Source organism: Emticicia sp. TH156 (assembly GCF_002855535.1).
Taxonomy (GTDB): domain Bacteria; phylum Bacteroidota; class Bacteroidia; order Cytophagales; family Spirosomataceae; genus Emticicia; species Emticicia fluvialis.
This window is the reverse complement of sequence record NZ_PKRS01000010.1, coordinates 73,465-97,012: the sequence shown is the minus strand read 5'-3', so window position 1 is coordinate 97,012 and position 23,548 is coordinate 73,465. Positions and strand designations below refer to the sequence as shown.

General features: G+C 40.3%; 21 protein-coding genes and 1 pseudogene. 12 read left to right on the top strand and 10 right to left on the bottom strand.

The features are described from left to right. The first annotated feature begins 2 nt into the window (after positions 1–2). From C0V77_RS18305 to C0V77_RS18260, 11 genes and pseudogenes are all read left to right on the top strand, one after another. Positions 3–968 (top strand): hypothetical protein, encoded by a 966-nt coding sequence (locus tag C0V77_RS18305; RefSeq protein ID WP_101727811.1) that lies wholly within the window; start codon positions 3–5, stop codon positions 966–968. A 33-nt stretch (positions 969–1,001) separates the two neighbouring features. Next, positions 1,002–2,465 carry an MBOAT family protein gene (locus C0V77_RS18300; protein WP_101727810.1) on the top strand — a complete coding sequence of 488 codons (1,464 nt, stop codon included), beginning with the start codon at positions 1,002–1,004 and terminating at the stop codon, positions 2,463–2,465. A 317-nt stretch (positions 2,466–2,782) separates the two neighbouring features. After that, positions 2,783–4,006, top strand: coding sequence for a sterol desaturase family protein (locus C0V77_RS18295; protein WP_101727958.1), 1,224 nt, complete (start codon positions 2,783–2,785; stop codon positions 4,004–4,006). A 137-nt stretch (positions 4,007–4,143) separates the two neighbouring features. Continuing rightward, positions 4,144–5,430, top strand: a complete 1,287-nt coding sequence (locus C0V77_RS18290; protein WP_101727809.1) for an O-acetylhomoserine aminocarboxypropyltransferase/cysteine synthase family protein — start codon at positions 4,144–4,146, stop codon at positions 5,428–5,430. Between the two features lie 160 nt (positions 5,431–5,590). After that, positions 5,591–5,665, top strand: a pseudogene (locus tag C0V77_RS23615) (hypothetical protein); the annotation flags it as partial. Between the two features lie 326 nt (positions 5,666–5,991). Next, entirely contained in the window at positions 5,992–6,426 is a 435-nt protein-coding gene (locus C0V77_RS18285; protein WP_101727808.1) for an Rrf2 family transcriptional regulator, read from the top strand. Between the two features lie 102 nt (positions 6,427–6,528). Then, entirely contained in the window at positions 6,529–7,962 is a 1,434-nt protein-coding gene (locus C0V77_RS18280; RefSeq protein ID WP_101727807.1) for an NAD(P)/FAD-dependent oxidoreductase, read from the top strand. Between the two features lie 58 nt (positions 7,963–8,020). Next, the gene (locus C0V77_RS18275; RefSeq protein ID WP_101727957.1) at positions 8,021–9,280 is read left to right on the top strand and encodes a YeiH family protein; all 1,260 of its coding nucleotides are present in this window, start codon (positions 8,021–8,023) and stop codon (positions 9,278–9,280) included. 211 nt (positions 9,281–9,491) lie between these two features. Next, positions 9,492–10,118, top strand: a complete 627-nt coding sequence (locus C0V77_RS18270) for a redoxin domain-containing protein (RefSeq protein WP_101727806.1) — start codon at positions 9,492–9,494, stop codon at positions 10,116–10,118. A 54-nt stretch (positions 10,119–10,172) separates the two neighbouring features. Continuing rightward, entirely contained in the window at positions 10,173–10,754 is a 582-nt protein-coding gene (locus C0V77_RS18265) for an alpha/beta hydrolase (protein WP_101727805.1), read from the top strand. Positions 10,755–10,906: 152 nt separating this feature from the next. Beyond that, positions 10,907–11,809 (top strand): aldo/keto reductase family oxidoreductase, encoded by a 903-nt coding sequence (locus C0V77_RS18260; protein WP_101727804.1) that lies wholly within the window; start codon positions 10,907–10,909, stop codon positions 11,807–11,809. A 52-nt stretch (positions 11,810–11,861) separates the two neighbouring features. On the opposite strand, the gene C0V77_RS18255 is transcribed toward C0V77_RS18260, so the two are convergent. The 5 genes from C0V77_RS18255 to C0V77_RS18235 all read right to left on the bottom strand — a co-directional run bounded on the left by C0V77_RS18255 (position 11,862) and on the right by C0V77_RS18235 (position 16,661). Next, on the bottom strand, positions 11,862–12,722 hold the full coding sequence (locus C0V77_RS18255; RefSeq protein WP_229236318.1) for an MBL fold metallo-hydrolase: 861 nt from the start codon (positions 12,720–12,722) through the stop codon (positions 11,862–11,864). Beyond that, positions 12,709–13,629, bottom strand: a complete 921-nt coding sequence (locus C0V77_RS18250) for a serine hydrolase (RefSeq protein WP_101727803.1) — start codon at positions 13,627–13,629, stop codon at positions 12,709–12,711. Before C0V77_RS18250 ends, C0V77_RS18255 begins: the two co-directional genes overlap by 14 nt. A 170-nt stretch (positions 13,630–13,799) precedes the next feature. Beyond that, on the bottom strand, positions 13,800–14,459 hold the full coding sequence (locus C0V77_RS18245; RefSeq protein ID WP_101727802.1) for an oxidoreductase: 660 nt from the start codon (positions 14,457–14,459) through the stop codon (positions 13,800–13,802). 80 nt (positions 14,460–14,539) lie between these two features. Beyond that, a complete protein-coding gene (locus tag C0V77_RS18240; RefSeq protein WP_101727801.1) occupies positions 14,540–15,820 on the bottom strand; it encodes a type IX secretion system plug protein domain-containing protein in 1,281 nt (426 codons plus the stop codon). A 175-nt stretch (positions 15,821–15,995) separates the two neighbouring features. Continuing rightward, positions 15,996–16,661, bottom strand: a complete 666-nt coding sequence (locus C0V77_RS18235) for an ABC transporter ATP-binding protein (RefSeq protein ID WP_101727800.1) — start codon at positions 16,659–16,661, stop codon at positions 15,996–15,998. A gap of 181 nt (positions 16,662–16,842) precedes the next feature. Between C0V77_RS18235 and sucC the strand changes: the two genes are divergently transcribed. Continuing rightward, positions 16,843–18,063, top strand: coding sequence for an ADP-forming succinate--CoA ligase subunit beta (gene sucC, locus C0V77_RS18230; protein ID WP_101727799.1), 1,221 nt, complete (start codon positions 16,843–16,845; stop codon positions 18,061–18,063). Between the two features lie 209 nt (positions 18,064–18,272). Here the strand turns inward: sucC and C0V77_RS18225 are convergent, their stop codons facing one another. From C0V77_RS18225 to C0V77_RS18205, 5 genes are all read right to left on the bottom strand, one after another. After that, entirely contained in the window at positions 18,273–18,623 is a 351-nt protein-coding gene (locus C0V77_RS18225; protein ID WP_101727798.1) for a heavy-metal-associated domain-containing protein, read from the bottom strand. 32 nt (positions 18,624–18,655) lie between these two features. Next, positions 18,656–19,693, bottom strand: coding sequence for a YncE family protein (locus tag C0V77_RS18220; RefSeq protein ID WP_101727797.1), 1,038 nt, complete (start codon positions 19,691–19,693; stop codon positions 18,656–18,658). 63 nt (positions 19,694–19,756) lie between these two features. After that, positions 19,757–22,012: a TonB-dependent receptor gene (locus C0V77_RS18215; RefSeq protein WP_101727796.1), complete on the bottom strand. Its 2,256-nt coding sequence runs from the start codon at positions 22,010–22,012 to the stop codon at positions 19,757–19,759. A 45-nt stretch (positions 22,013–22,057) separates the two neighbouring features. Further along, entirely contained in the window at positions 22,058–22,810 is a 753-nt protein-coding gene (locus tag C0V77_RS18210) for a heavy-metal-associated domain-containing protein (RefSeq protein WP_101727795.1), read from the bottom strand. Between the two features lie 60 nt (positions 22,811–22,870). Then, complete coding sequence (locus C0V77_RS18205; protein WP_101727794.1) at positions 22,871–23,458, bottom strand: AraC family transcriptional regulator; 588 nt, start codon at positions 23,456–23,458, stop codon at positions 22,871–22,873. Positions 23,459–23,548 lie beyond the last annotated feature (90 nt).

The following is a 23,548-nucleotide window of genomic DNA, read 5'->3' as shown; positions in this document are numbered from 1 at the left end:
CGATGCGAAAGTTTGTTATAAAAGTTTTAATATTCAGTATTTCTTTGGCCGCTTCTGTAATTCTGCTGGATAATCTCTATATCCACAACAATTACCGGTACGATTATCTGGGAGGAATACTAAATGACAAACATAAAGTGGCTGCACAAACGCCTTCACCTAAGCTAATATGGGTTGGTGGGTCGAGCATTTCTTTTGGTATAAATAGTGATACCCTTCAACGCCATTTGGGTATTCCGGTAGTTAATATGGCGCTTGTTGCTCCGCTGGGTACGTATTTTCTGATGAATGATGCATTAAAGGAGGTAAAAAGGGGGGATAAAGTATTTATTACCACAGAGTACGATATTTCAAGATTTGGTAATGAAGAGGTTATCAGGTCTGCCATAGATTTTTACCCGCAAGGCGCAAATTTTGTAAAGAAAGAAAAATCTTTTTTAAAGCGGGTGAGCACGGATATCAGGCACAGATTTTCTAACATCCGTAAACTGTTCTGGACTTCGATGGGCATTAATAAGAGTGCCTATGCCCGAATTGAAGACAGCACATCGGTGTATTTCAGAGGGGCGTTTTCTGCAAAAGGAGACATTGTGAGCCACGTTAATAACCGGCCTTCCAGGTTTGTGTTTACCATGTTTCCTAAAGATACCATCGATTATTCAGGCCAGATAGAAGATATTAACCATTTGATTCGGGAGGCTGAAAGAAGAGGGGCTGAGGTAAACTTTGTTTTTCCTCCTATAGCCAAATCTACTTACAGGCATGGCAAAATGGCCGTGGAGTCTGTAGAAAGCCAGATTAAAACAGGCCTGAAATGTACAGTTTTGGGTAGTGCCATAGATTTTGTCTATGAAGATAGCTCTTTTTTTGATACGTTTTATCATTTAAAACCGTCGTCAAGAGATGATAATACCCAGAAGATACTGGAGTTATATAACCATAAGCCTTTAGTACAACAAATAGACTAAAATAAGCCATAAAACTTTTTAAGTTTTTTTATTATGATATTCAATTCTATAGAGTTTGCCATATTTTTTCCAATTGTAACTTTGGTGTATTTTCTGTTGCAGCATAAGCATCGCTGGTGGTGGTTGCTGGCTACCAGTTGCTATTTTTATATGTTTTTTAAGCCTGAGTACATTCTCATTCTGGCTTTTACTATTGTAGTTGATTATTTTGCCGGTATACTCATTGAGCAGTCTGAAGGTAAAACCCGAAAGTGGTACCTGATTATGAGTCTGGTTGCCAATATTGGCGTGCTGGCGGTGTTTAAGTATTATAATTTTTTTAAGCTGGCATTAGGCGAAGCCGGATTGGTAAGCTGGCCTTTGCTTGATATTCTGCTGCCCATTGGGCTATCTTTCCATACTTTTCAGGCGATGAGTTATACCATAGAAGTATACAGGGGCAACCAGAAAGCAGAGCGGCATTTTGGGATATATTCATTGTATGTAATGTTTTATCCGCAGTTGGTGGCTGGGCCTATTGAACGCCCGCAGAATATCTTGCATCAGTTTTATGAAAAACATACCTTTGATTACGACCGGATAACAAGTGGTTTGAAACTGATTGGCTGGGGCTTGTTTAAAAAAGTTGTGATTGCCGACAGGCTTGCGCTTTTTGTTGATAAAGTTTACAACACACCGCTTGAATATGAAGGTCTGCCTATAATTGTAGCCACCATTTTTTTCTCATTTCAGATTTTCTGCGATTTCTCAGGCTACTCTGACATTGCCATTGGCACCGCGCAGGTAATGGGCTTTAAGCTAATGAAAAACTTTGACAGACCTTATTTTTCAAAAAATATCTCGGAGTTCTGGCGCAGATGGCATATTTCATTATCATCCTGGTTCCGCGATTACCTCTATATTCCATTGGGTGGCAACAGGGTAAGCAAGTGGCGATGGTATTTTAATCTGTTTTTTGTTTTCACAATCAGCGGTTTCTGGCATGGCGCTAACTGGAATTATATAATCTGGGGCGCTATACATGGCCTGTTTTTGGTGGGGGCTATTATAACCGCAAAGCCTCGTAATTTTATAAACAACTTAACCGGGCTTACCAAATGGCCATGGCTGTTTAAAGTGGTGCAGATTGTAACCACATTTGTGCTGGTTTCTTTCGCCTGGATATTTTTCAGAGGTAGCTACATTGAACTTGGCTGGACCTGGCACCTGGTTACCCACCTTTTCACTAACATGCCTGGTTTAACCGAATTGTCAGATGCTGACTACATTGCCCGCAATATTTTTCTTGGTAATGGTGCCAGAGAGTTTTTTACAGCTGTAGCTCTAATCATTTTTATGGAAACCATTCATTACATTGAGCGAGACAAAAGCATTCGCAATGTAATTTCAACCAAGCCTACCTGGGTACGGTGGGGTATTTACTATCTGTTTGTAATGATGTTCTTTATTTTGGGTGTTTTCGACTCACCAGCGCAATTCATTTATTTCCAGTTCTGATTTTTAATGGATTGATTCCTTAGAATTTTTTATATCTGAGAAAGAGGTGAAAATATTTTTATTAATCTACTTGTTTGGTAGATTAAATGTATTTTAATTTGTATCAGAATCAGATAATCATCAACAGACGGAGAATTTCTTCAGATATATTATTTGAGACCACGGTCGTGAGTCTTATACGGAAGACAAAGAGTTTCATAAACTCTTTCAGGTGGTTCGAAACCACTCACGACAACCACAGTTTTGAATCTTGATTTAGTTGGATGTTGAACCACGCTATTGATTCAGTAAATTATTTAACAAAAATCAAACCTGCTATGGTACTCAATTATTTGGCGCTGGCTGTACCTTTCTTTTTGTTTTTTATCTGGCTTGAGTATTTCATTGCTAAAAAGCAAGGTAAGCCTTACTTTAAATTCAATAGTTCAATAGCTAATCTGAATGTTGGCATAGCCGAACGGCTGATTGATTTATTCACGGCCGGAGGTTTCTATTTTTTTTATGACTACCTGCATAAGAACTTTGCTATTTTTGATATTCAGCCAAGTTTGCTTTTATGGATTGCTCTTTTGCTGGCTACCGATTTTCTATGGTATTGGTATCATCGTTTCGGGCATGAAATTAATCTGTTCTGGGGGGTTCATGTAGTTCATCATACAAGTGAAGAGTTTAACTATACTGCCGCAACCCGCATAACTATTTTTCAGGCAGTGGTGCGCACTTCATTCTGGTCTGTTTTACCGGTTATAGGTTTTCCGGCAGAAATGATTACCGTTATTCTGTTAGTACATGGTATATATCCCTTTTTTACACACACTCGTTTGATAGGTAAACTGGGCTTGCTTGAGTACATTATCGTTACACCATCGCATCACCGGGTGCATCATGCCAGCAATGAGCAATACCTCGATAAAAATTATGGCGATATGTTTATCATCTGGGATAAGCTCTTTGGTACTTATGCCGAGGAAAAAGAGGAGCCTTCTTTTGGGTTAACCAAACAATTGGAGAGCTATAGTTTTTTATGGCAGCATTTCCATTTTCTGGTTGAAATTGCCTACGCAGCCAAGGAACAGAAAGGTTTGAGGAACAAGCTAAAAGTAGTTTTTGGGAAACCCTCTGATTTTGACCCTGAGATTCGGGTCAGAGCTGAGAAGCGATTTCTGGCTGTAAGAAAAGTACAGGCCTATACCACAAAATTCAGAGCTTATGTAATTGCCCAGATAGCATTTATAGTTACTGCTTTATTTTTGCTTTTACTGCTTGAACACTACGTGCCGGTATTTTTGCAGGTATTAGCGGCTTTATTTATCTTGGTAACTCTGATTAACTGTGGCGCTATTCTCGACCAGCGCCGCTGGGTTTTTTATCTCGAATTTGCTCGCGCAAGTCTGGTTCTGATCGCCACTTTTTATTATTTCCCTAACCCAACAATGGTGGGTATGTCAATTTTGTTAATCTTAATAAGCCTGGCTCGCTTTTCAAGCCTGCAAAGACACTACCTGTGGTTTATTTACGGAAAAAGAAAGGCTTTTAAATAGTTATAGATGTTTTATCATCGTAATAGGTTATGGTAATTAAATTAGCTTGGTTAATTTTTAACCAAGCGTAATTTTTTTCGTAATTATGAAAAATTTTTTTACTCAATTTATAAAGTACAATTAAAACCAATTAGAACATGAAATTTGAAACCCTTCAGCTGCATGCCGGACAGGAAATTGACCCGACAACCAACGCCAGAGCAGTACCTATTTATCAGACAACCTCTTATGTATTTAACAATGCCCAGCATGGCGCTAATCTTTTTGCGCTGAAAGAGTTCGGCAATATATACACCCGAATTATGAACCCCACCAACGATGTATTCGAGAAGCGCATTGCCGCTTTAGAAGGTGGGGTAGCCGCGCTTGCGGTTAGTTCAGGGCATGCTGCACAATTTGTGGCTATTAATAATATTACAACCGTTGGCGACAACTTCGTTACAACCTCTTTTTTATATGGTGGTTCTTATAATCAGTTTAAAAACTCGTTCAAAAATATTGGTGTAGAGGCTCGTTTTGCAGATGGCGACAAAGTAGAGAGTTTTGAAAAACTGATTGACGAGAAAACCAAATTTTTGTACCTGGAAACAATCGGTAATCCGGGCTTTAATGTGCCTGATTTTGAAGCTTTTGCCAAGCTGGCACAAAAATATGATTTACCACTAATTGTAGATAACACTTTTGGCGCGGGCGGCGCTATTGCACAGCCCATAAAATATGGCGCCCATGTAGTGGTTGAGTCGGCCACTAAATGGATTGGAGGGCACGGTACAACCATGGGTGGCGTTATTGTTGATGCCGGCACTTACAATTGGGGCAATGGCAAATTTCCTCAGTTTACTGAGCCTTCGCCTAGTTATCATGGTCTGGTGTTGAATGATGTATTTGGTATCGGTGGCCCATTTGGTAATATTCAGTTCATAATCAGAGCAAGGGTAGAAGGTCTGCGCGACTGGGGCCCGTCTCAGAGTCCGTTTAACTCATTCTTGTTAATTCAGGGGCTTGAAACCCTTACGCTAAGGGTAGAGAGAATCAGCGAAAACGCCTTGAAACTGGCACAGTGGCTACAGGCACATGAGCAGGTAGAAAGTGTCAATTATCTGGGTCTGGAAAACAATCCTTACCACCAACTGGCTAAAAAATACCTCAACCGCGGCTTTGGTGGTGTGCTGTCATTCAAATTGAAAGGCGATAAAGACCGTGCATCGAAGTTTGTGGATAGCCTGAAATTAATTAGTCATCTGGCTAATGTAGGCGACTCGAAAACATTGATTATCCACCCTGCATCCACTACGCATTCGCAGTTGTCAGATGCAGAACAGGTAACAGCCGGAGTTGAACCTACTCAATTGCGCATATCGGTTGGTATTGAACACATTGATGACATCAAAGCTGATATTGAGCAGGCTTTTGCTGCGCTTTAAACGGTTACAGTTAAGACCTGCAACGCCATTATTTGCAGGTCTTATACTCTTACAAGTAACATGGCAAACTAGATTGCTGATGCAAAAATAAAAAGGAGATTTACCACGCCTGAAAGTTTTATATACCGACAAACCCGACGAAAACTGAAAGGTTTATCTTGATTTCAATAATGTCATAAGCCCGCTATGTGCTTTTACTCATTACGCCAATTGTCCTTTAACCAAGGCAAAATAAGTTGCCGGTTGCCATTCGGGCAGAGGACAAAACGTATGAACAGCACTCAAAATTTTACGTAACTTTAGTTAAGGCCAGGTAGCCTCAAAAAAAGCAATGTGGTTTTTTGTACTCTGATAGGCTTCATTGTTTTTTTAAACTAATGAAGCAGTCTGGCCTGGCTTAGCATTAGCCGGGTCAGATTTTTTATGGGGTAGATAAGCCCTACAATTTATAATAATTTAATCTACTAAATTGGTAGATTATATAGAAATATAGATTATATTTGTACATCAATAAACTAAACTAAATACTATTTCATCAATTACAATTAACAACCGGGCGCCATGATTTCTAAAAAAGCTAAATATGCCTTAAAAGCCCTGAAGGTTTTGGCAGAAAAATATGGTGAAAAAGATTCACTTACTGTAACCGATATTGCCAGTGAAGAAAGCATACCTAGGAAATTTCTGGAAACTATTTTGCTTGAATTAAGGAATAATGGACTGCTAACCAGCCATAAAGGCAAAAACGGTGGTTATTCTTTAAGCATGGAACCCTCTAAAATTACGCTGGCAAGAATATTACGTATAACAGATGGCCCAATTGCGCCCACATTATGCGTGTCTATTTATTATTACGATAAATGTGATGATTGCGGCGACGAAGAAACCTGTGCCATACGACCCATTATGCTAAAAGTGAGAGACGCCAACCTGAAAGTTTATGAAAACACAACCCTGCTTGATTTCGTTAATAAAAAAGAGCTGGCCCTGGCATGATTCAGCTTAGAGCGGAATAAAAAGGCAGGAACACTTTTTTAAGTTAGCTCAAGTGAGTATTTTCAAATGGGCTAATTACGTAAATCAGTAAATTGAGGTAAAATGGCAAAAAAAGAGTATGATGCGGTAATAGTTGGGGCTGGCCCAAATGGGTTAGCTGCGGCTATAACCTTACAGCAGGCAGGTTTATCAGTATTACTGATTGAAGGACGGGGGAAAATTGGTGGCGGGCTTCGGTCTGAAGAACTCACATTGCCTGGGTTTATACATGATGTTTGTTCGGCTATTCATCCAATGGCACTGGCATCGCCTTTTTTCAGGTCGTTGCCTCTGACAGATTTCGGACTCGAATTTATCCAGCCCCCTGTCGCAGCCGCTCATCCGTTTGACGGCGGTTCAGCTGCCTTGCTTCTCCGCTCTGTGGTAGAAACAGCCTCTGCTTTTGGAATAGATGAAAAAACGTATTTCAAGTTAATTCAACCTTTAACTGCGGGTTTTTCAGGGCTGGTAAATGATATACTGGCGCCTTTACATTTGCCTAACAATATATGGCAGTTTACAAAATTTGGTCTCAATGCCTTGCAACCGGCTTCAATGCTTGCCGGGCGATTTAGCTCAAAAGAAGCAAAAGGCTTGTGGGGTGGTATGGCAGCACATTCAATGCTTCCGCTTGATAAATTAACCACCGCCGCCATCGGTCTGGTTTTACTTTCAGCTGGGCATGCGCATGGGTGGCCTATACCCAAAGGAGGCTCAAATCAGATAGCCACAGCTTTGGCAGCTTATTTCCAGTCTTTAGGCGGGCAGATAGAAACCGGTGCATATATAAAGTCATTGCAGCAATTACCTTCATCAACAGCTGTGTTATTTGATGTTACCCCCCGGCAGCTATTACAAATAGCTGGCCATACCTTCTCTTCAGTTTATCAATCACAACTGAAAAGATACAGGTATGGCATGGGGGTTTTTAAAGTAGACTGGGCATTAGCAGAGCCGGTACCATTTACTAATTCCGGTTGCCGACAGGCCGGTACTGTTCATATCGGGGGTACATTTGATGAGGTTGCCAATGCAGAGAAAATGAACTGGGCAGGTAAGCATCCTGATAAACCTTTTGTTTTATTAGCGCAACAAAGTATATTTGATACCACTCGCGCACCGAAAGGAAAACATACATTGTGGGGTTACTGTCATGTGCCTGCCAATTCAACTCTGGACATGACAGACCGAATTGAACAGCAGATTGAACGCTTTGCGCCCGGGTTCAGAGACAGGATTCTGACCCGGCATACCATGAATACGGAACAAATGGAAGAATATAACCCTAATTATATAGGGGGTGATATTAACGGTGGGGCTCAAACGCTTTCTCAGCTTTTTACAAGGCCCGCTCTCAGGTGGTCTCCTTATCGTACCTCCACCAAAGGTCTTTACATTTGTTCTTCCTCAACGCCTCCGGGTGGTGGGGTACACGGTATGTGCGGATACCACGCTGCACAAAGAGTTTTGAAAGATTTGTTTCCTCAGCACAGTTAAACAGTAATTAAGTATTTGAAACATAAACCACTATAACCCTCTAAAATTTCGCATGGACATGCCTACACCTGCCAAGAAAATCTTTTTTACTGAAGACTCAACCGTTATTTTACTCGGATTTTCAATCATTATTTTATCTATTTTGGGGGTATTGTTACCAACCCCTTCATTTGGCTGGCAAACCAGCAATGATTTGCTAACGAAAGTACTGTCTTATGATAACATTGTAAAAATTCTGGTGTTGTTATTAGCCGTGCTTACCTGTGCTATTGTTGGTGCCTTGGCACTCCGCAAGCCGGTAGTGCCTTTGCTGGCTGGTATACCGGTTATTTTTGTGCTTACCATGCTGGCACTTATTATAGCCGGCAACAATAAAGTAAAAAACCTAAACCTGGAAGCGGTGATTTTTAGTTTGCTGATAGGCTTAGTTATTGGTAATACCTTGCAATTACCTTTGTGGTTAAAAAACTCTTTGTCAACCGAGGTTTTTGTGAAAATAGGGCTTGTGATTTTAGGTACCAGCGTAATATTTTCCGATATTCTGCAAGCAGGTTTGCTGGGGCTTATTCAGGCTTTGGTAGTGGTAGTATCAGTATGGTATTTTGCATTCTGGGTATCTAAAAAATTAGGTATTGATGAAGAAATGGCCATTATGCTGTCAAGCGCTGTTTCTATTTGCGGCGTATCTGCGGCTATTGCTACTTCAGGGGCCATTAAAGGAGACTCTAAAAAGTTATCGTACGTTATTTCACTGGTGCTGATAACCGCTATACCTATGATGATTTTTATGCCTTACATTGCCAAAGCGTTGGGCTTGTCTGAAGAGGTAACAGGCGCTTGGCTGGGTGGTACAATAGATACCACCGGCGCTGTAGTTGCATCAGGAACACTGGTTGGGGAAGTGGCGTTGAAAACCAGCACAATTGTAAAATTTTCGCAGAATGTTTTGTTGGGAGTTGCTGCTTTTGCCATCTCTATTTACTGGACCTACACTAACAATCCGCTGGCAAAAGATAATGAAACAAAACCATCATTGACCGTAATTTGGGATCGTTTCCCGAAGTTTGTACTCGGATTCCTGGCTGCTTCGTTGCTTTTTTCTTTCTTTGTGCCTGCCGATACCATCAATGCAGTAAAGGGCAGCCTGAAAAATCTGCAAGGTTTATGGTTTGCTTTGGCCTTTACAAGTATTGGTCTTGAAACAAACTTCAGGGATATTTTCAATAAAGACAACAAAAAGCCACTGTATGCCTTTTTAATTGCACAAACATTTAATATTTTCATTACCCTGTTAATAGCTTATTTTCTGTTCAGATAATTGACTTAGAATAACCATAGCTTATGGCATGTTTAGTTTAAGCATGCCATTTTTTGTTAATTCAACAGGCACTGCAATAGTATCTTGTAGTAGATTATATGGATATACTATTTTATCTAAAATTAATCTACTAATATACTAGACTATATAGATTATTTGTTATATTTGCATCGTTAACGGAAAACAAAGTATTTTAATCGATTCAGACGTTATGAGCAATTACACACCCAAATCGGCTTTCTGGGATACAGATATTCAGGTAAAAAGAAACAACAGTAAGTTGTTGCCATTGCTTACTGGCTCTAAAGCACCCGATATCACTTTCAAAAAAGATTTGGGCATCTGGCAACAGGTTTCTTATCGGTTTAATTATACCCAGGCTACCATAAAGTCAATAATGGATAATAAGCCTCTGGTTATCAGTTTTTTATCTGGCGGCTGGAATAACTACGGTTTAAAACACCTGAAGTTACTGAGCCAGGCGTATCCTGAGATACTTGCTTTAGGAGGTAATCTGCTGGTAATTGTGCATGCTTCGTATCAGGACGTTAGAGAAATGGTGCAATACTTTGAAATTCCGTTTAATGTAATTGCAGACCCACATAACGAGATATCGGAAAAGTTCGGGCTTTTTTCGAAGGATGTACCTGTTTGGGATAAGGTGTCTGGCATTTCAGAAGAAGTACCTATTCCGGCTACCTATGTACTGAATCAATATGCAAACGTCATTTATCATACTATAGACGAAGATTTTTTACATACATTTTCGGCAACCAAAGTGCTGGGGGCTGTGTTTGCGGCTGTCAACAGGGTTCCGTTTGTTAATTATGCTGCCTGACACGCAGTCACAAAGTTTATCCGTTTGTTATTTATTTAATAAACAAAAAATAGCATGCAATTCAGAACAGACATCAATTATCTGACAATCCCGGGTCTGGCAAGTTCTGGTCCGAGGCACTGGCAGACTATTTGGGAAAAACAGAGTCCGGCTGTTTTTACCAGAGTAGAACAGGATAACTGGGATCTGCCCAATCGTGCCGAATGGGTTGACCGTCTGAATAGATATATAAGTAATCTTAAGCAACCTACCTTATTGGTAGCACATAGCCTGGGGTGTTTAACTGTGGCGCATTGGGCTCAAAAGTTTTACTCTCCATTCGTTAAAGGCGCTTTGCTGGTTGCCCCCGCAGATGCAGAATTATCAGAAAGGCTGAGTTTTGTAGAAGGGTTTAGTCCGATACCAAATACAAATCTGCCGTTTGAAACCCTTGTTGTAGCAAGTACCAACGATATATATGCCTCTATTGAACGCTCAGCATATTTTGCACGCCAATGGGGCAGTGCATTTATCAACCTAGGGGCAAAGGGGCATATCAATGCCAGTTCAGGCTTTGGTGAGTGGGCGGATGGTAAAGCTATTTTGCACGATTTTACCAGCCGGTTGACAAAACCAGCTGAGGTGGCCTATTTGTAAAGCTGGTATTTGTCAGGAATAAAATACTATCTGGCCTTGCTATAAGTAAGGCTTTGCGCTGAATGGTTGATTGTATTTTCACAATTTTTTACATTTACATGAAATATCCGAATTTTAATTATTTTTGTGGCGGATACAATTAAACTAACCTAATGAAAAAAGTTTACCTGAGTGATTCGGGCCCTAAAGTTTCGGAGGCAATTTACGGGTTCTGGCGATGGAACGATGAGGGACAAAGTACCACGGCAAAAATTGAAAAAATAATTAATCTCTGCCTTGAGCTGGGTATTAATACTTTTGACCATGCCGATGTTTATGGAAATTATACCATTGAAGAGCATTTCGGTAAAATTATAAAAAGCAAGTCTTTTAAGAGGGAAGACATTGTTCTTTTTAGTAAATGTGGTATCCGGAAGTCTGATGATGGTTCGTTTGATTACTATGATACATCAAAAGAGCATATTCTGAAAAGTGTTGATAATTCACTGAAAAGGCTAAAGACTGATTATCTTGATATTTTTCTGCTACATCAAAGCGATTTTCTTTCAGACCCTGAGCAAACCGCAATGGCCTTGGCACAGGTGGTAAATTCTGGCAAGGTTAATCATATTGGTGTGGCCAACTTTACTGTTTTTCAGCATCAGCTTTTGGCCTCTTACCTGTCTATTCCGATTGTAACTAATCATATTGAGTTAAATCTGATGAACACAAGCGCCATTGAAGATGGCCGGATAGATTTCATTAAGCAAAGTTTTAGCAAACCATTGGCCTGGGCGCCTTTGGCAGGAGGAAGGATTCTTAGCGGAGAAGACGAAAAGGCCGTTAAATTAAGAACAGTGCTTGAAAAAATTGGTGCCAGGTATAATGCTAACATTGAGCAAACGGCCGTTGCATGGCTTATGAAACTAGGTACATTGCCCATCATAGGATCAACATCAGAAAGCCGCATCCGTAATGCTGCCAGCGCCTCAGCTGTTAAGTTAACTCATCAGGAATGGTACGAGATATACAGAGTGGTTGGTAACTCTTTAAATACCGATATAGGGCATGAATAAAATGCTGGCAAATCCATTGCAGGCCTATAATACCTGCAATGGATTTTATTTTTCAAACTATTTCAGTGCTTTCTCCTAATTCTAATACCCTGTAAGGGGTTTCTATCTCTTTTGCTTTCAGAACAAAATTATTGGGGTCTTCTGTGTTAAATTCAAACAGGTCATAATGGTGCGGAATAGTAAGCCTTGCGCCAATTTCTTTACCCAGCCTCGCTGCTTCTTCAAAATTCAGATTTCCGGCTACTTTTCTTTCTGGTTTATTGCCGTTTATGGGCAATAATGCTACATCAACCTGAAAAGGTTTCAGTGTTTCAACTATACCTTCATACCATAGGGTATCGCCTGAGTGGTAAACTTTATATGGCCCGAATTCGGCAACAAAGCCCATGTATTTCAGTTTTCCTGCCTCGTCTCTTTCAAGTTGGTTATGTGCAGCAGGCAATCCATAAACTTTGAATGGGCCTATTTCGGTACTTTCATTATCGCTTAAGCCAATGGGCCAGTTGTAGGTACATTTTAATCTTTCCACAACAAAACTTCGGTTAGCTTCCGGGATAATCATGCTAATGGATGGATTAACCTCTAAAAGAGGTAGTAATGTTTCTGCATCCAGGTGGTCGGTATGATTATGAGACGACGTTACCACGTCAATCATATTCAGCAATGCAGGCTTAATGACTATTTCGCTGATGCGTGTATGCGGCTTGTCTGTCTGCGCATATTTTTTGGTGAGGGAATCTGACAGGTATGGGTCAAAAAGCAGGTGCCTGCCATTATACTGAATCAGAAATCCACTTTGGCCAAGCCACCAAAGCCTGAATCCCTCTCTTTTATCAATTGTGCTTTGTATGTCCTGAAGTAACTCCCTGTCTTTTTTGTAAGCCTGTATCATGTTGTATTTAGAAATTATCATAGCCATCAACCGGCTTCCATTTTGATTTAAGTTCATAATAATGCCACAGTAAGGCACTTACTTTACGCAATAATTCAAAGCCTTCGTTGGTGCGGGTCCAGGATTCGTCCTTCTGGTTTTTTGTAATAATACTGTAAACGTATTCTCCGCCTGGCGCGTGCACCAGAACAGTTTCAGAACGAGAGCGGTTCACGGCTCCGTTTTTGGTAGCAACCTTTACATTTTCAGGAATCTGTGATAATCCGTGGCTATCCCAGAACTGCCTGCCCAGATTCCGGTACATTCTGTCTGAATAAGCCGGTGATATAATTTCACCTCTTCGCAACAAAGTTAATAACTTCGCCATTTCGCGGGGGCTGGTCTGTCCCCAGCCATATTGGCTACGGTACGCTTCCCTGCCGGGAGTTCTTGAGTTAACTCTTGTTACAACAAAGCCCAGGGAGTCGAGGATTGCATTAATACGATTTCCGCCACCTGCTAAAGCTTGTAGCCATAAGCTGCCGGTATTGTCGCTAATGGTACACATCAGCATCATTACATGACTCAGCGGAATTTTCGCGCTGTCGCGAAGCGAGCCGACGATGCCATCGTCATAATGTAAAGAATCCCGGTAAATCAGTTCCTGCTCGTATTGCAAAGAACCCTGGCGTATTTTATCAAAAGTACCAATCATTATGGGTATTTTAACCATGCTGGCCGTAGGAAACACGGTGTCTGCATTAATAGCCACATACTTGTTGGTTTTAAGATTCTGAACATATATGCCTGCATCTCCATTAAAACCATTAAGAATTTCCTGTAGCTGCGCTTTCAGTTTTTTGTCTTCTTTTAAGGTTTGGGCAGTGGCAGAAGATACGTAGGCAATCAGGCATAGGGTAAGGATGAAGTAAGTTCTATGATTTTTCATTGAGTATCGGTAAAGCCACGAATATATAAAATTTCGGTGGCTTTAGCTGTTTCAAAACATTAGAAATGCTTACCTTCTCAACTAAATGCCATTTACCAAGCCTGATTAATAATTGAACAAACAAGTTTTATGGCAAGAATTGTTGATTTGGCTGGAGCAACACCAATATGTTATAACGTGATTGGAGTGATTGACGCAAAAGATTGCATTTCGGCTGATGTTACAATTTTTTTGCCTTTATGGCCTCTTTGCGCAATGGTAATCATGGCATTGGCAACGGTTTCACCTTTAATGGCCTTATATTTGGCCGGAATCAGGAAGTCAAGGCCTTTCATAATAACAGAAGCCATGCCCTCACCGGCTCTTGATTCTTTTCGTTCTCCTAAAAGTAAAGAAGGCTGAAAAACCACAAGGGTAGGGAAATGCAAATCGGTAAGAGACCTTTCAATTTCGCCTTTTACACGGTTATAGTAAAACACTGAGTTGGCGTTGGCACCCATTGCGGTTACAATAAAGTATTGTCTGGCGCCATTTTTAAGTGCAGCTTTTGCAATTTCAAAAGGGTAAGTAAAATCTACCTTATAAAAGGCTTCTTTTGAGCCCGCCTGTTTCATGGTCGTTCCCAGGCAGCAGAAAATATCATCGGCCACTACTAAAGAGGTATCCAGATGGTCAAAGTCAACTATTATCTGCTCTAATTTGGGGTGCTGAAAACTCAAAGGTTTTCTGACCAGCGCTTTTACTTTTGAATAGGCCGGGTGATTAATCAACTTTTGGGTAAGATGACCACCAATTAAACCCGTTGAACCAATGATTAAGGCGGTTTTCATAAATTTACGAAACTGATATACCTTTTTAACAGCAAAAATCTGTGTTTGTTCGCAGCCACAAAAAATTTAATCCGGTTTTATTATCTGCGCTTGTTAAAATCTATGAGTTTATAGCCCACAATTCTTTCAGAACGGGCAGTTACGGGTTTATGATACACAAAAATCTCATAAGTATTCTCGGTTTCAGCAAAGTTTCCTTCAAATGCTGTTTCGTCCGGCTTGCCATCTGTTACAACAACAAAATCATAGTTATAAATCCCCTGCTTTAACTGGATTGTAGCCGTGTAGCCTCCGAAATTATTGTCATAGGCCATTTCATTTAGTTTATCCAGCCGCCAGTCATTGAAACTGCCGTTTACAAATATTTTTTCATTGGCGGCTAGTTCCTGGCTTTTCAGGCCAAATGTCATAAAAATATAATCAGCATCGGTTTCGGCACGGTTACCTTCTCGATTGTCAATTATATACATACCGTTGAAATCGTTCTGTTCAATATAAACTGCTTCGCTTCTGTCTCTCTGCGGCGCAACCCACATATCATCTTCTTTTCCTCTTTGTATTTTGTCTATAAACATACCCCGGTTATAAGTACTTCGCGAGTCAAAGAAACGAAATTCGTTTCCTGCGGCAAAGGTGTTTTCATCATCAAAAAAGCGGTACTCCAATGCACTGCTTGAATTATTAACACTGAAAGGTTTCAGATTTCTGATGGTTTTATCCCAACGGTAATTCTGCCGGATAATCACCTTAAATTCATCGCGCGGCGACATGACATTATATCCTGCATAATTTAACTGAAAATCAATTTGCTGGTGCGTTTTAAATTTTGATGGGTTCTGAGCCTGTCTGATGGTCCCTCCGGCACCTACGGCATTTTCATAAACCATAAACCGGCGGGTCAGAATTATATCATCCCGTTTTCTGTCGCGCCATACCACCACCAGATAATTGCCGGACAATAACATGCCGGGCAGTGCAATTTTATAATGGTAAAAAGGTACTTTGGTATTCTGAGATACCTGGTAGTCGTTGATAATGAGGTCGTTATACTCTGGCATATATTCTATTTCAGAAAGCGCCGACTGTTTCCAGTCTATACCGCAATGTAGAATTTTAACATGATATTGCTGGTATTGTGCGTTCAACTCGTCAAATTCAAGCCAAAGATGATGGTTGTCTTTTAATGCTATCACGGGCGGATTGAGACTTTTGGCAGGGTCGTCGGCATTTCCAACCAGTGGGTATAACTGCACCGACCTGATGTTGGGTTCATAGGTATAGTCTTCAAATCGCAATTGCTTATTTTGAGCAGCCAGCCATTGAATAGGGAAAAGGAGTAATATAATAATCAGTTTTTTCATAAAGAGTAGAATCTATCTCGAACTTTGCCGCGACGGCGTACCGTTTTAACTGATTAAATGATTTTTTATCATGAATTATTGTTCTAAGGCTTTGAATGAAATGAAATCAGCAATAAAATGAATTCAATCAGGTTAATCAAACAAATCAGTTCAATCAAAGTTCAGACAAAATTACTCATAACATCTGCCCGTCTTGCATAACCAGTTTACGGTCTGACATCTCAGCCAGATTTTCATTATGCGTAATGATTACAAATGTCTGATTGAGTTTTTTACGAAGTTCAAAAAATAAATGGTGTAATTCTTCGGCATTTTTAGAGTCCAGATTACCACTGGGTTCATCAGCAAAAACTACTGACGGCGAATTTATGAGCGCTCTTGCCACAGCTACGCGTTGTTGCTCACCGCCTGATAATTCAGAAGGGAAGTGATTGATTCTTTCACCTAAACCCAGTAAAGTGAGCAATTCTGTTCCTTTTTTTTCTATCTCGGCATTTGTTCCTGCTTTACCTCTGCTTTGCTGTATCCAGGCAGGCAGGCACACATTTTCAAGAGCGGTAAACTCGGGCATCAGGTTATGAAACTGAAAAATGAAACTTATTTTTTCGTTTCTGAAACGAGCCATCTCTTTGTCTTTCAGTGACTGATAATTGATGCCGTCCAGGATTACTTCTCCCGAATCAGCTTTATCAAGGGTGCCAAGTATATGCAACAGCGTAGTTTTACCCGCACCGGACGCACCGACGATAGAAACAATTTCACCCTGATTGATAGAAAGGTCAATGCCTCTTAATACTTGCAGATTGCCGTAACTTTTTTTTATGTTTTTTGCTTGAAGCATAGTTGATGCGCCGGAGTGATTTCTGTGGATACAGTACCCGTTTTTTCTTGATTACCTGGCTCATGTTACGATTTCTTTAAATCGTAAAAAATGATTAGGCAAAGTAAACGATATTTGATTGATAATTAATAATTGTTCACTAATTTAGCGAAAATTTTATAACCTCTAAAATCTACTTTACATGAACGTTCATGAGTATCAAGGTAAAGAAATACTAAGCCGTTATGGTGTAAGAATCCAACGTGGGATAGTTGCCGAAACTCCGGAGCAGGCTGTAGAAGCTTACAAGCAGATAGCTGAAATGACAAATTCTAAGTTTGCGGTAGTAAAATCACAAATACATGCGGGTGGACGTGGGAAAGGTAAAATCGTCGGTACCGAACAACGTGGTGTACAATTAGCAAAGTCTGCCGAAGATGTGGAGCGTATTTCTACCAACCTTCTGGGGAATGTCCTGGTTACACTACAGACAGGTGCCGAAGGTAAAACAGTTAACAAAGTTTTAGTTGCTGAAGATGCATATTATCCGGGCGACAGTGAGCCTAAAGAATACTATATGGGTATTTTGTTAGACCGGGCCAAAGGTTGTAATGTTATTATGGCCTCAACTGAAGGTGGTATGGACATTGAAGAAGTAGCTGAACATACGCCTGAGAAAATTTTTAAAGAGTGGATTGACCCACGTGTTGGTTTGCAGGCTTTTCAGGCCCGTAAAATAGCCGACAAACTGGGTTTGACAGGTGAAGCCAACAAAGAAATGGTTAAATTTGTAGGTTCACTTTACAAAGCCTATGTGGAGTCTGACTCGGCCATGTTTGAAATCAACCCTGTTTTAAAAACATCTGATAACAAAATATTGGCTGTTGATGCAAAAGTAAATCTGGACGATAACGCTTTGTATCGTCATAAAGATTTAGCTGAAATGCGCGATAAAGCCGAAGAAGACCCATTAGAAGTTGAAGCTGCCGACAACGACCTGAACTACGTAAAACTAGATGGTAATGTGGGTTGTATGGTAAATGGTGCCGGTCTGGCTATGGCTACTATGGACATCATCAAATTATCTGGTGGTGAGCCTGCTAACTTCCTTGACGTAGGTGGTGGAGCCAATGCCAAAACGGTTGAGGCCGGTTTCAGAATCATTCTGAAAGATCCGAACGTGAAGGCGATTCTGATTAATATTTTTGGTGGTATTGTTCGTTGCGACCGTGTCGCTACTGGCGTTGTTGAGGCCTACAAAGCTATCGGCAAAATTCCAGTACCTATTATTGTTCGTTTGCAAGGAACCAACGCTGCTGAAGGCGCTGCCATTATTAATGAGTCAGGGCTGGAAGTTTACTCAGCTATCTTGCTAAAAGAAGCAGCAGAATTAGTTGAGAAAGTATTGAAAGAAAATGCTTAATTGATATTTTCTGGTTAACTATAACGGAAAAGGAGGTGTTATCACCTCCTTTTTTATTGGCATTCGATATGTTACTCTTCCTAAGAGAAATCAACGAATAAAGTGGTGCGTCACCCCGGTAACCAGATAGCAAAACAAAGGAACATTTTGTTTAGTGAACCCGACTAAAGTCAGGAGATTCAGCTTGGTAACCCTCTTCCCTTTGCCGATTAATCTTTATGCGCAGCCGCTGATTTCTGACAGCAAGATGGCAGTGCATCATGCGACTTCTGGTCTGCAGCTACTTCATCTGCATCATAACCAATTTTAGAAATAGCTCCTTTAATTTTCTCGGGGCTGGTTTTCTTAGGGTTATAAGTAACAGTTACTACTTTATTATCCAGATTAAGGTTCGAGCCTACAATTCCTTTGGTTAGGCCCAGGTCGCGTTCAATGCGTTTTTTGCACATACCGCATATGGCAGAAGTTTTAATTTTTACTTCAGCGGTTTTAGGTGGGTCTAACTTGGCAAAACCGTTAAAAACAACGCCAAAGAAGACAATGAACAATAAATTTTTCATGTTGGTAAATTAATTGTTTGGTTATAAATCTATTATTCTCTTAAAACAATTCCGTTTGGGTTCAACCCGACAGGTATATCCATTATTTTTTCGTGTGCGGCAGTATTAATGACAGACACCGTATTGCCGCGCTGATTGGCCACATAGGCAATCTTTTCATCTTTAGAAAACTTAACAGCATGGGCATCATCACCCGTAACAATAGTTGATTTCAGCACCCACTTATTATTCTTTCTTTCAAAATAGGCTATTTTGTTCTGGCCTGCCTGGCAAACCCATAATTCGTTTAATCCTTTATGATAAGCCACCTGCCCGGGTTTAAAATCTAAATCTATTGATTCGGTGGCATTCATGGTGGCGGGGTCTACTACATTAATAGTCAGCAGGTTTTTGTTTTCAACATAAATATATCCGTCATCGGCCAGCCAAACATTCGTTGGAAACTGGTCTACCTTAATGTATTTCTCTACTTTTTTCAGCTTTACATTCACTGCCAGAATGAAACTACTTTCGCCTAGCGCCACAAACGCGTAACGGCCATCTTTCGAAAAAACCACTTCTGTTGGGTCGGCTCCCAGAAAAATCTCGTCTTTAAGTACACCAGTGGCTGCGTCAAACACGTGCATTTCTCCGGCATGATTCGTAGAGGCCGTCCATATCTCTGTATTATCGTGCGTAAAAACAGCATTGAAATTTACGCGATCAAGCTGCATTTTTAACAGACTTTTGCCATTATTGGCATCAATAATAGCTATGCCACCTTTTAAATTGGTTGCATTGTGCAACTGATCATGGCTTAATGTAAAATCAAATTCCGGTAGGGCAACTGACAGCTTTTTGCCGTCGGGCGATAACTCAATATGGTGCGGAAAACGCCCCAGGTCTGTGAGCTGAATTAATTTCTTTACTTTACGTTCGTTCAGGTCAATTATTGAAATGGTATTACTACCTCCGTTTACCACATACGCAGCAGGAAAATCAATACTTTCGGTAGGTATTTCTTCTTTATCTTTACACGAAACCAGAAATACTGAAAACGAGAATAAAAATACCTTATAAATTTTGTTCATAAGCCTATTGTTCTTTTCATTTAAACGTTCAATTGCCTGCCGAACGTATAAAAACCCATTTACTTAAATCCGGCCCCCTAATTTATATCTGGTGCCAAAATAAATCATTCTTCCAACAACCGGCCCCCAGGCGCTTCCGGCATCAAATCTTGAACCAAATGGAGTATCAGGAGTTACAATTGGGTCTTTTTGTGAAAAGTTATTCAGGTTTTCACCACCCAAATATAAATCCCATCTACGAAACGACCTGCTTACCTGAGCATTGATATTGACAAAGGCAGGCGCATATTGAATAGGCATGGTTTCATAACTGGTATGCTGATAGTTTGGTGAAAGGTTGGGTACACGCCTTGTACCGTTGTATTGCAGGGTAAAGTCCCATTTCCATTTATCATAGGGCAGGGCATAACCTACATTGAACAAAACTCTATCGCGCGGTATAAACATTTTTCTCACCGTAACTGCCTGGTTATAAGGCTTACCCAGGGTTTGATAAACATCGGTGTACCTATACGCTATTTTAAATTCAAGTCTGCTAATAGGAACCAGATTTAATTCAATCTGTGCCGAGTTGGCATAGTTCTGTTTGCTGTTTATGCTGCCATCTGAGTTGTAAAAATACAAAAATTGCGGATGTTCAGTATCAGCAATCAGCTGGTTTACAAAATTGGTATGATACAAATCAAGAATGATGTTTGATTTTCCAAAATGTCGGGTATAGCTCAATCCATAATTCCAGCTGATTTCAGGTTTGATTTTATCAATGAACCTTACTGTTCTTGAACTTACCAGATTGCCGAAGTATTCTGCCAGAGGGTTAGGTGTACGGAATCCTTTACCGGCCGACAGCCTGATGGCATTGACAGAATTAACATTATACAAAACGTGCAGGCGAGGTGTGAAAATTGTGCCATACAAATTGTGGAAATCGGCCCTTGCCCCAGCCACTGCCGTAATTTTGTCGAGATATTTATAGGTGTACTCAAAAAATGCCCCCGGTACTACTTCCGTACGGGCAAGCAGGGTATCAGCAAATGTTTCATGGTAATTGTCGTAAAGGATACTAAAGCCCGTTTTGTAGGTATGATTTGTATTGCCTATGATGTCCTGATAAATCAGATTCCCATACATTGTATTCTGCCTGCCGTTGTATGGCCTGAATCCAAACTCAGACCTCGAGTCATGAATAACGCCGTTCAGAATCAACCCCAGACCCCGGTACGGCTTATTCTGGTATAATTTGGCTGTTTTTGAAAATAATTCAACCCGGTTGGTGGTATTGGTAAATTTGTAAATGGTGTTGTCAAGCGCTAATGGGTTTTTGGTTATCTGCCCACCCAGACGGTCTTCGTGTAGAAACTTTACACCAAATTGCGCCATAATTTTATCTGACTCGTATTTCCATCGGTTAATAAAATTCACCTGCGTATATTTGGGCAAATCATAAAAGTTGTCGTGGTTGTTATCAATGCTTGTTTGTAAAGTAGAGCCATGCGTTAACAAGCCGACAGACCATTTTGGTTTGCCTGTTTTGGGTTTCAGAATTTTAGCAAGATTCAGGTTTACTTCGCCGCGTCCGAAGCTGTTTACATAGGTATTCAGATATACTTTTTCTGCTAAGTCCGGTTTTTGAAGCTCAACATTTATCTGGCCCGTCATAGACTCATAGCCGCTTACAACAGACCCGGCGCCTTTGCCTACATCAATAGACTGCACCCACGTGCCAGGTATATAATTCAGGCCAAAAGTAGTTGCCAATCCCCTTATAGCAGGTATGTTTTCTGCATTGGTTTGCACGTAAGTACCTGCTAGTCCTAATAACTGAATCTGCTTTGAACCTGTAACGGCATCGGTATAGCTTACCGAAACCGACGCATTGGTTTCAAAACTCTCAGACAGATTGCAGCAGGCGGCTTTTGCAAGGGCTTTAGAGGTAATGATTTCGGTCTGTATGGGCGACATTCTATCTATGGCAGTTGAACCGCTTTTTACTACTACTTCCTTTAGTTGATTCTCAGATTTCAGATAAACTTTCAGCTCGGTTTCATTAGTAATGGTAAGAGTATCTGACCTGTAGCCAACAAAACTGATAACCAACCTGCCAGACTTGGTGCGCGGAATTGTGAATTTTCCTTCAATATCGGTTTGGGTAGCCACTTTGGTACCCAGCCAGTACACAGTGGCACCTATGATGGCTTCTTCTTTGGCATTTGAATTGTCAAACACTGTGCCGGTAACATTCTGGCTAAAGGCAGTACCTAAAGATCCGGCCATTAAAAAAAGCACACCAATTAATTTATTAATTTTAAAGCTGTTCATTTGGTTTAAGTTTTACAAAGCCCTGCGCTTTATAAATGATTAAATTTAGTATGTTAACAACATAACCACTGCCATGCCTACCATCAGCAAGTCTTCAATTATTGTAACCGTACTCATAGGTAGGTTAAAAACAGCTCCAAGGCAGGCACACCGTATTTTTTTCTTGTTTAAGACGCTCAAAATAACTCCTATTGAACTAAAACCCATAACTATAATGGTTACAATATTGGTTAGTTGAGGTTGATAATTTATCAGATAAGCCAAACCTAAAGCTAACTCAATAAAAGGATATATGTAGCCATAGGCAGGTGCTTTCATAGCCAGTAAGTCATACATGGCATAGCTTTCTGCAAAGCCTTTCAGGTTTAAAAACTTAAAGAAAGAGAAAACAATAAAAAAGCCGGCCATAAAATGATTCATGAAATGCATCGGGCTGAAATGCGCTGCCTCAAAAATGTTGGAATGAAAAGCCGTGATGGCAGATATGCCAGTAATGAACCCGAAAATTAGCAACAATGGTTTGTAAGTGGCCAGCCAGCTTCCTGGATTTTCTTCTTCAAAAGCCTTTGCCTGCGCTACGGCGAAGGCAACTTTGTCATTAATGTTATATTTGAGATACGGTTTCAATGCGTCCTGAAATAGGGCTAATGGAATGTTTTTTTCCATTTCAATAATAGCCGTATTATTGGTTTTGTCTGGCTTAACTGATTTTACCCCTTCAACTTTGCCCAATACATGTTGTATTTTATATTCACATGCCTCGCAGGTCATGCCTGTAACTTCATAAGTTTGTGTCATTGGTTTATATTTTAATGATACAAAAGTAGTGGATAGCCTGCACCAGCGCATTACAGAATTTTATGCCAGACTTACATGTTTTTTGACAGCATCAATAGGTATAAGTGTATTTTCTTTCCTGGACTTAAAAACACTGGGGCTCACACCCACCACCTGTTTAAACTGATTGGAAAGGTGCGCCACACTACTGTAATCTAACTGCCAGGCAATTTCAGACAGGCTTACATCTCCGTTCATAAGTAAGGCTTTGGTACGCTCAATCTTTTGGGCAATAATGAATTTTTCGATTGTAGTTTTTTCAGTTGAAGAGAAAAGACTGCTCAGGTAAGAGTACTCATACCCGGTTTTCTTCACCAGAAAATCAGAGAAATTTTGAGAGACGTTTTTTTCGCCTTTATGATGGTGGATTTCATTAATTATAAAATGCTTGATCCTTTCTACAATTGTGGCTTTGTGGTCTTCTATCAGTTCAAAACCTTCTTTTTGCAAGGTTTGCCGAATAAGGTTGTACTGAAAAAACTCGTCGGTGTGGTTTATAGTTACCATGCCCAGTTCTACTTTTAAAACACTTAAGCCTATTGCCTCAAGCTCTTCACGCACAACACGCACACAGCGGTTGCAAACCATATTTTTAATGAGTAATTGCATAAGTATGATAAATTAAATAATTAATTACTGGATATTATCCTAAAACAAGGATAAACGCAAAAACCACAAATCGTGAAAGACTTGCGGAAA

Bases quoted from the DNA above. Each gene is read 5' to 3' on its own strand.
- C0V77_RS18305 (WP_101727811.1), top strand. From the start codon at position 3: ATGCGAAAGTTTGTTATAAAAGTTTTAATATTCAGTATTTCTTTGGCC.
- C0V77_RS18300 (WP_101727810.1), top strand. From the start codon at position 1,002: ATGATATTCAATTCTATAGAGTTTGCCATATTTTTTCCAATTGTAACT.
- C0V77_RS18295 (WP_101727958.1), top strand. From the start codon at position 2,783: ATGGTACTCAATTATTTGGCGCTGGCTGTACCTTTCTTTTTGTTTTTT.
- C0V77_RS18290 (WP_101727809.1), top strand. From the start codon at position 4,144: ATGAAATTTGAAACCCTTCAGCTGCATGCCGGACAGGAAATTGACCCG.
- C0V77_RS18285 (WP_101727808.1), top strand. From the start codon at position 5,992: ATGATTTCTAAAAAAGCTAAATATGCCTTAAAAGCCCTGAAGGTTTTG.
- C0V77_RS18280 (WP_101727807.1), top strand. From the start codon at position 6,529: ATGGCAAAAAAAGAGTATGATGCGGTAATAGTTGGGGCTGGCCCAAAT.
- C0V77_RS18275 (WP_101727957.1), top strand. From the start codon at position 8,021: ATGCCTACACCTGCCAAGAAAATCTTTTTTACTGAAGACTCAACCGTT.
- C0V77_RS18270 (WP_101727806.1), top strand. From the start codon at position 9,492: ATGAGCAATTACACACCCAAATCGGCTTTCTGGGATACAGATATTCAG.
- C0V77_RS18265 (WP_101727805.1), top strand. From the start codon at position 10,173: ATGCAATTCAGAACAGACATCAATTATCTGACAATCCCGGGTCTGGCA.
- C0V77_RS18260 (WP_101727804.1), top strand. From the start codon at position 10,907: ATGAAAAAAGTTTACCTGAGTGATTCGGGCCCTAAAGTTTCGGAGGCA.
- C0V77_RS18255 (WP_229236318.1), bottom strand. From the start codon at position 12,722: ATGATAATTTCTAAATACAACATGATACAGGCTTACAAAAAAGACAGG.
- C0V77_RS18250 (WP_101727803.1), bottom strand. From the start codon at position 13,629: ATGAAAAATCATAGAACTTACTTCATCCTTACCCTATGCCTGATTGCC.
- C0V77_RS18245 (WP_101727802.1), bottom strand. From the start codon at position 14,459: ATGAAAACCGCCTTAATCATTGGTTCAACGGGTTTAATTGGTGGTCAT.
- C0V77_RS18240 (WP_101727801.1), bottom strand. From the start codon at position 15,820: ATGAAAAAACTGATTATTATATTACTCCTTTTCCCTATTCAATGGCTG.
- C0V77_RS18235 (WP_101727800.1), bottom strand. From the start codon at position 16,661: ATGCTTCAAGCAAAAAACATAAAAAAAAGTTACGGCAATCTGCAAGTA.
- sucC (WP_101727799.1), top strand. From the start codon at position 16,843: ATGAACGTTCATGAGTATCAAGGTAAAGAAATACTAAGCCGTTATGGT.
- C0V77_RS18225 (WP_101727798.1), bottom strand. From the start codon at position 18,623: ATGAAAAATTTATTGTTCATTGTCTTCTTTGGCGTTGTTTTTAACGGT.
- C0V77_RS18220 (WP_101727797.1), bottom strand. From the start codon at position 19,693: ATGAACAAAATTTATAAGGTATTTTTATTCTCGTTTTCAGTATTTCTG.
- C0V77_RS18215 (WP_101727796.1), bottom strand. From the start codon at position 22,012: ATGAACAGCTTTAAAATTAATAAATTAATTGGTGTGCTTTTTTTAATG.
- C0V77_RS18210 (WP_101727795.1), bottom strand. From the start codon at position 22,810: ATGACACAAACTTATGAAGTTACAGGCATGACCTGCGAGGCATGTGAA.
- C0V77_RS18205 (WP_101727794.1), bottom strand. From the start codon at position 23,458: ATGCAATTACTCATTAAAAATATGGTTTGCAACCGCTGTGTGCGTGTT.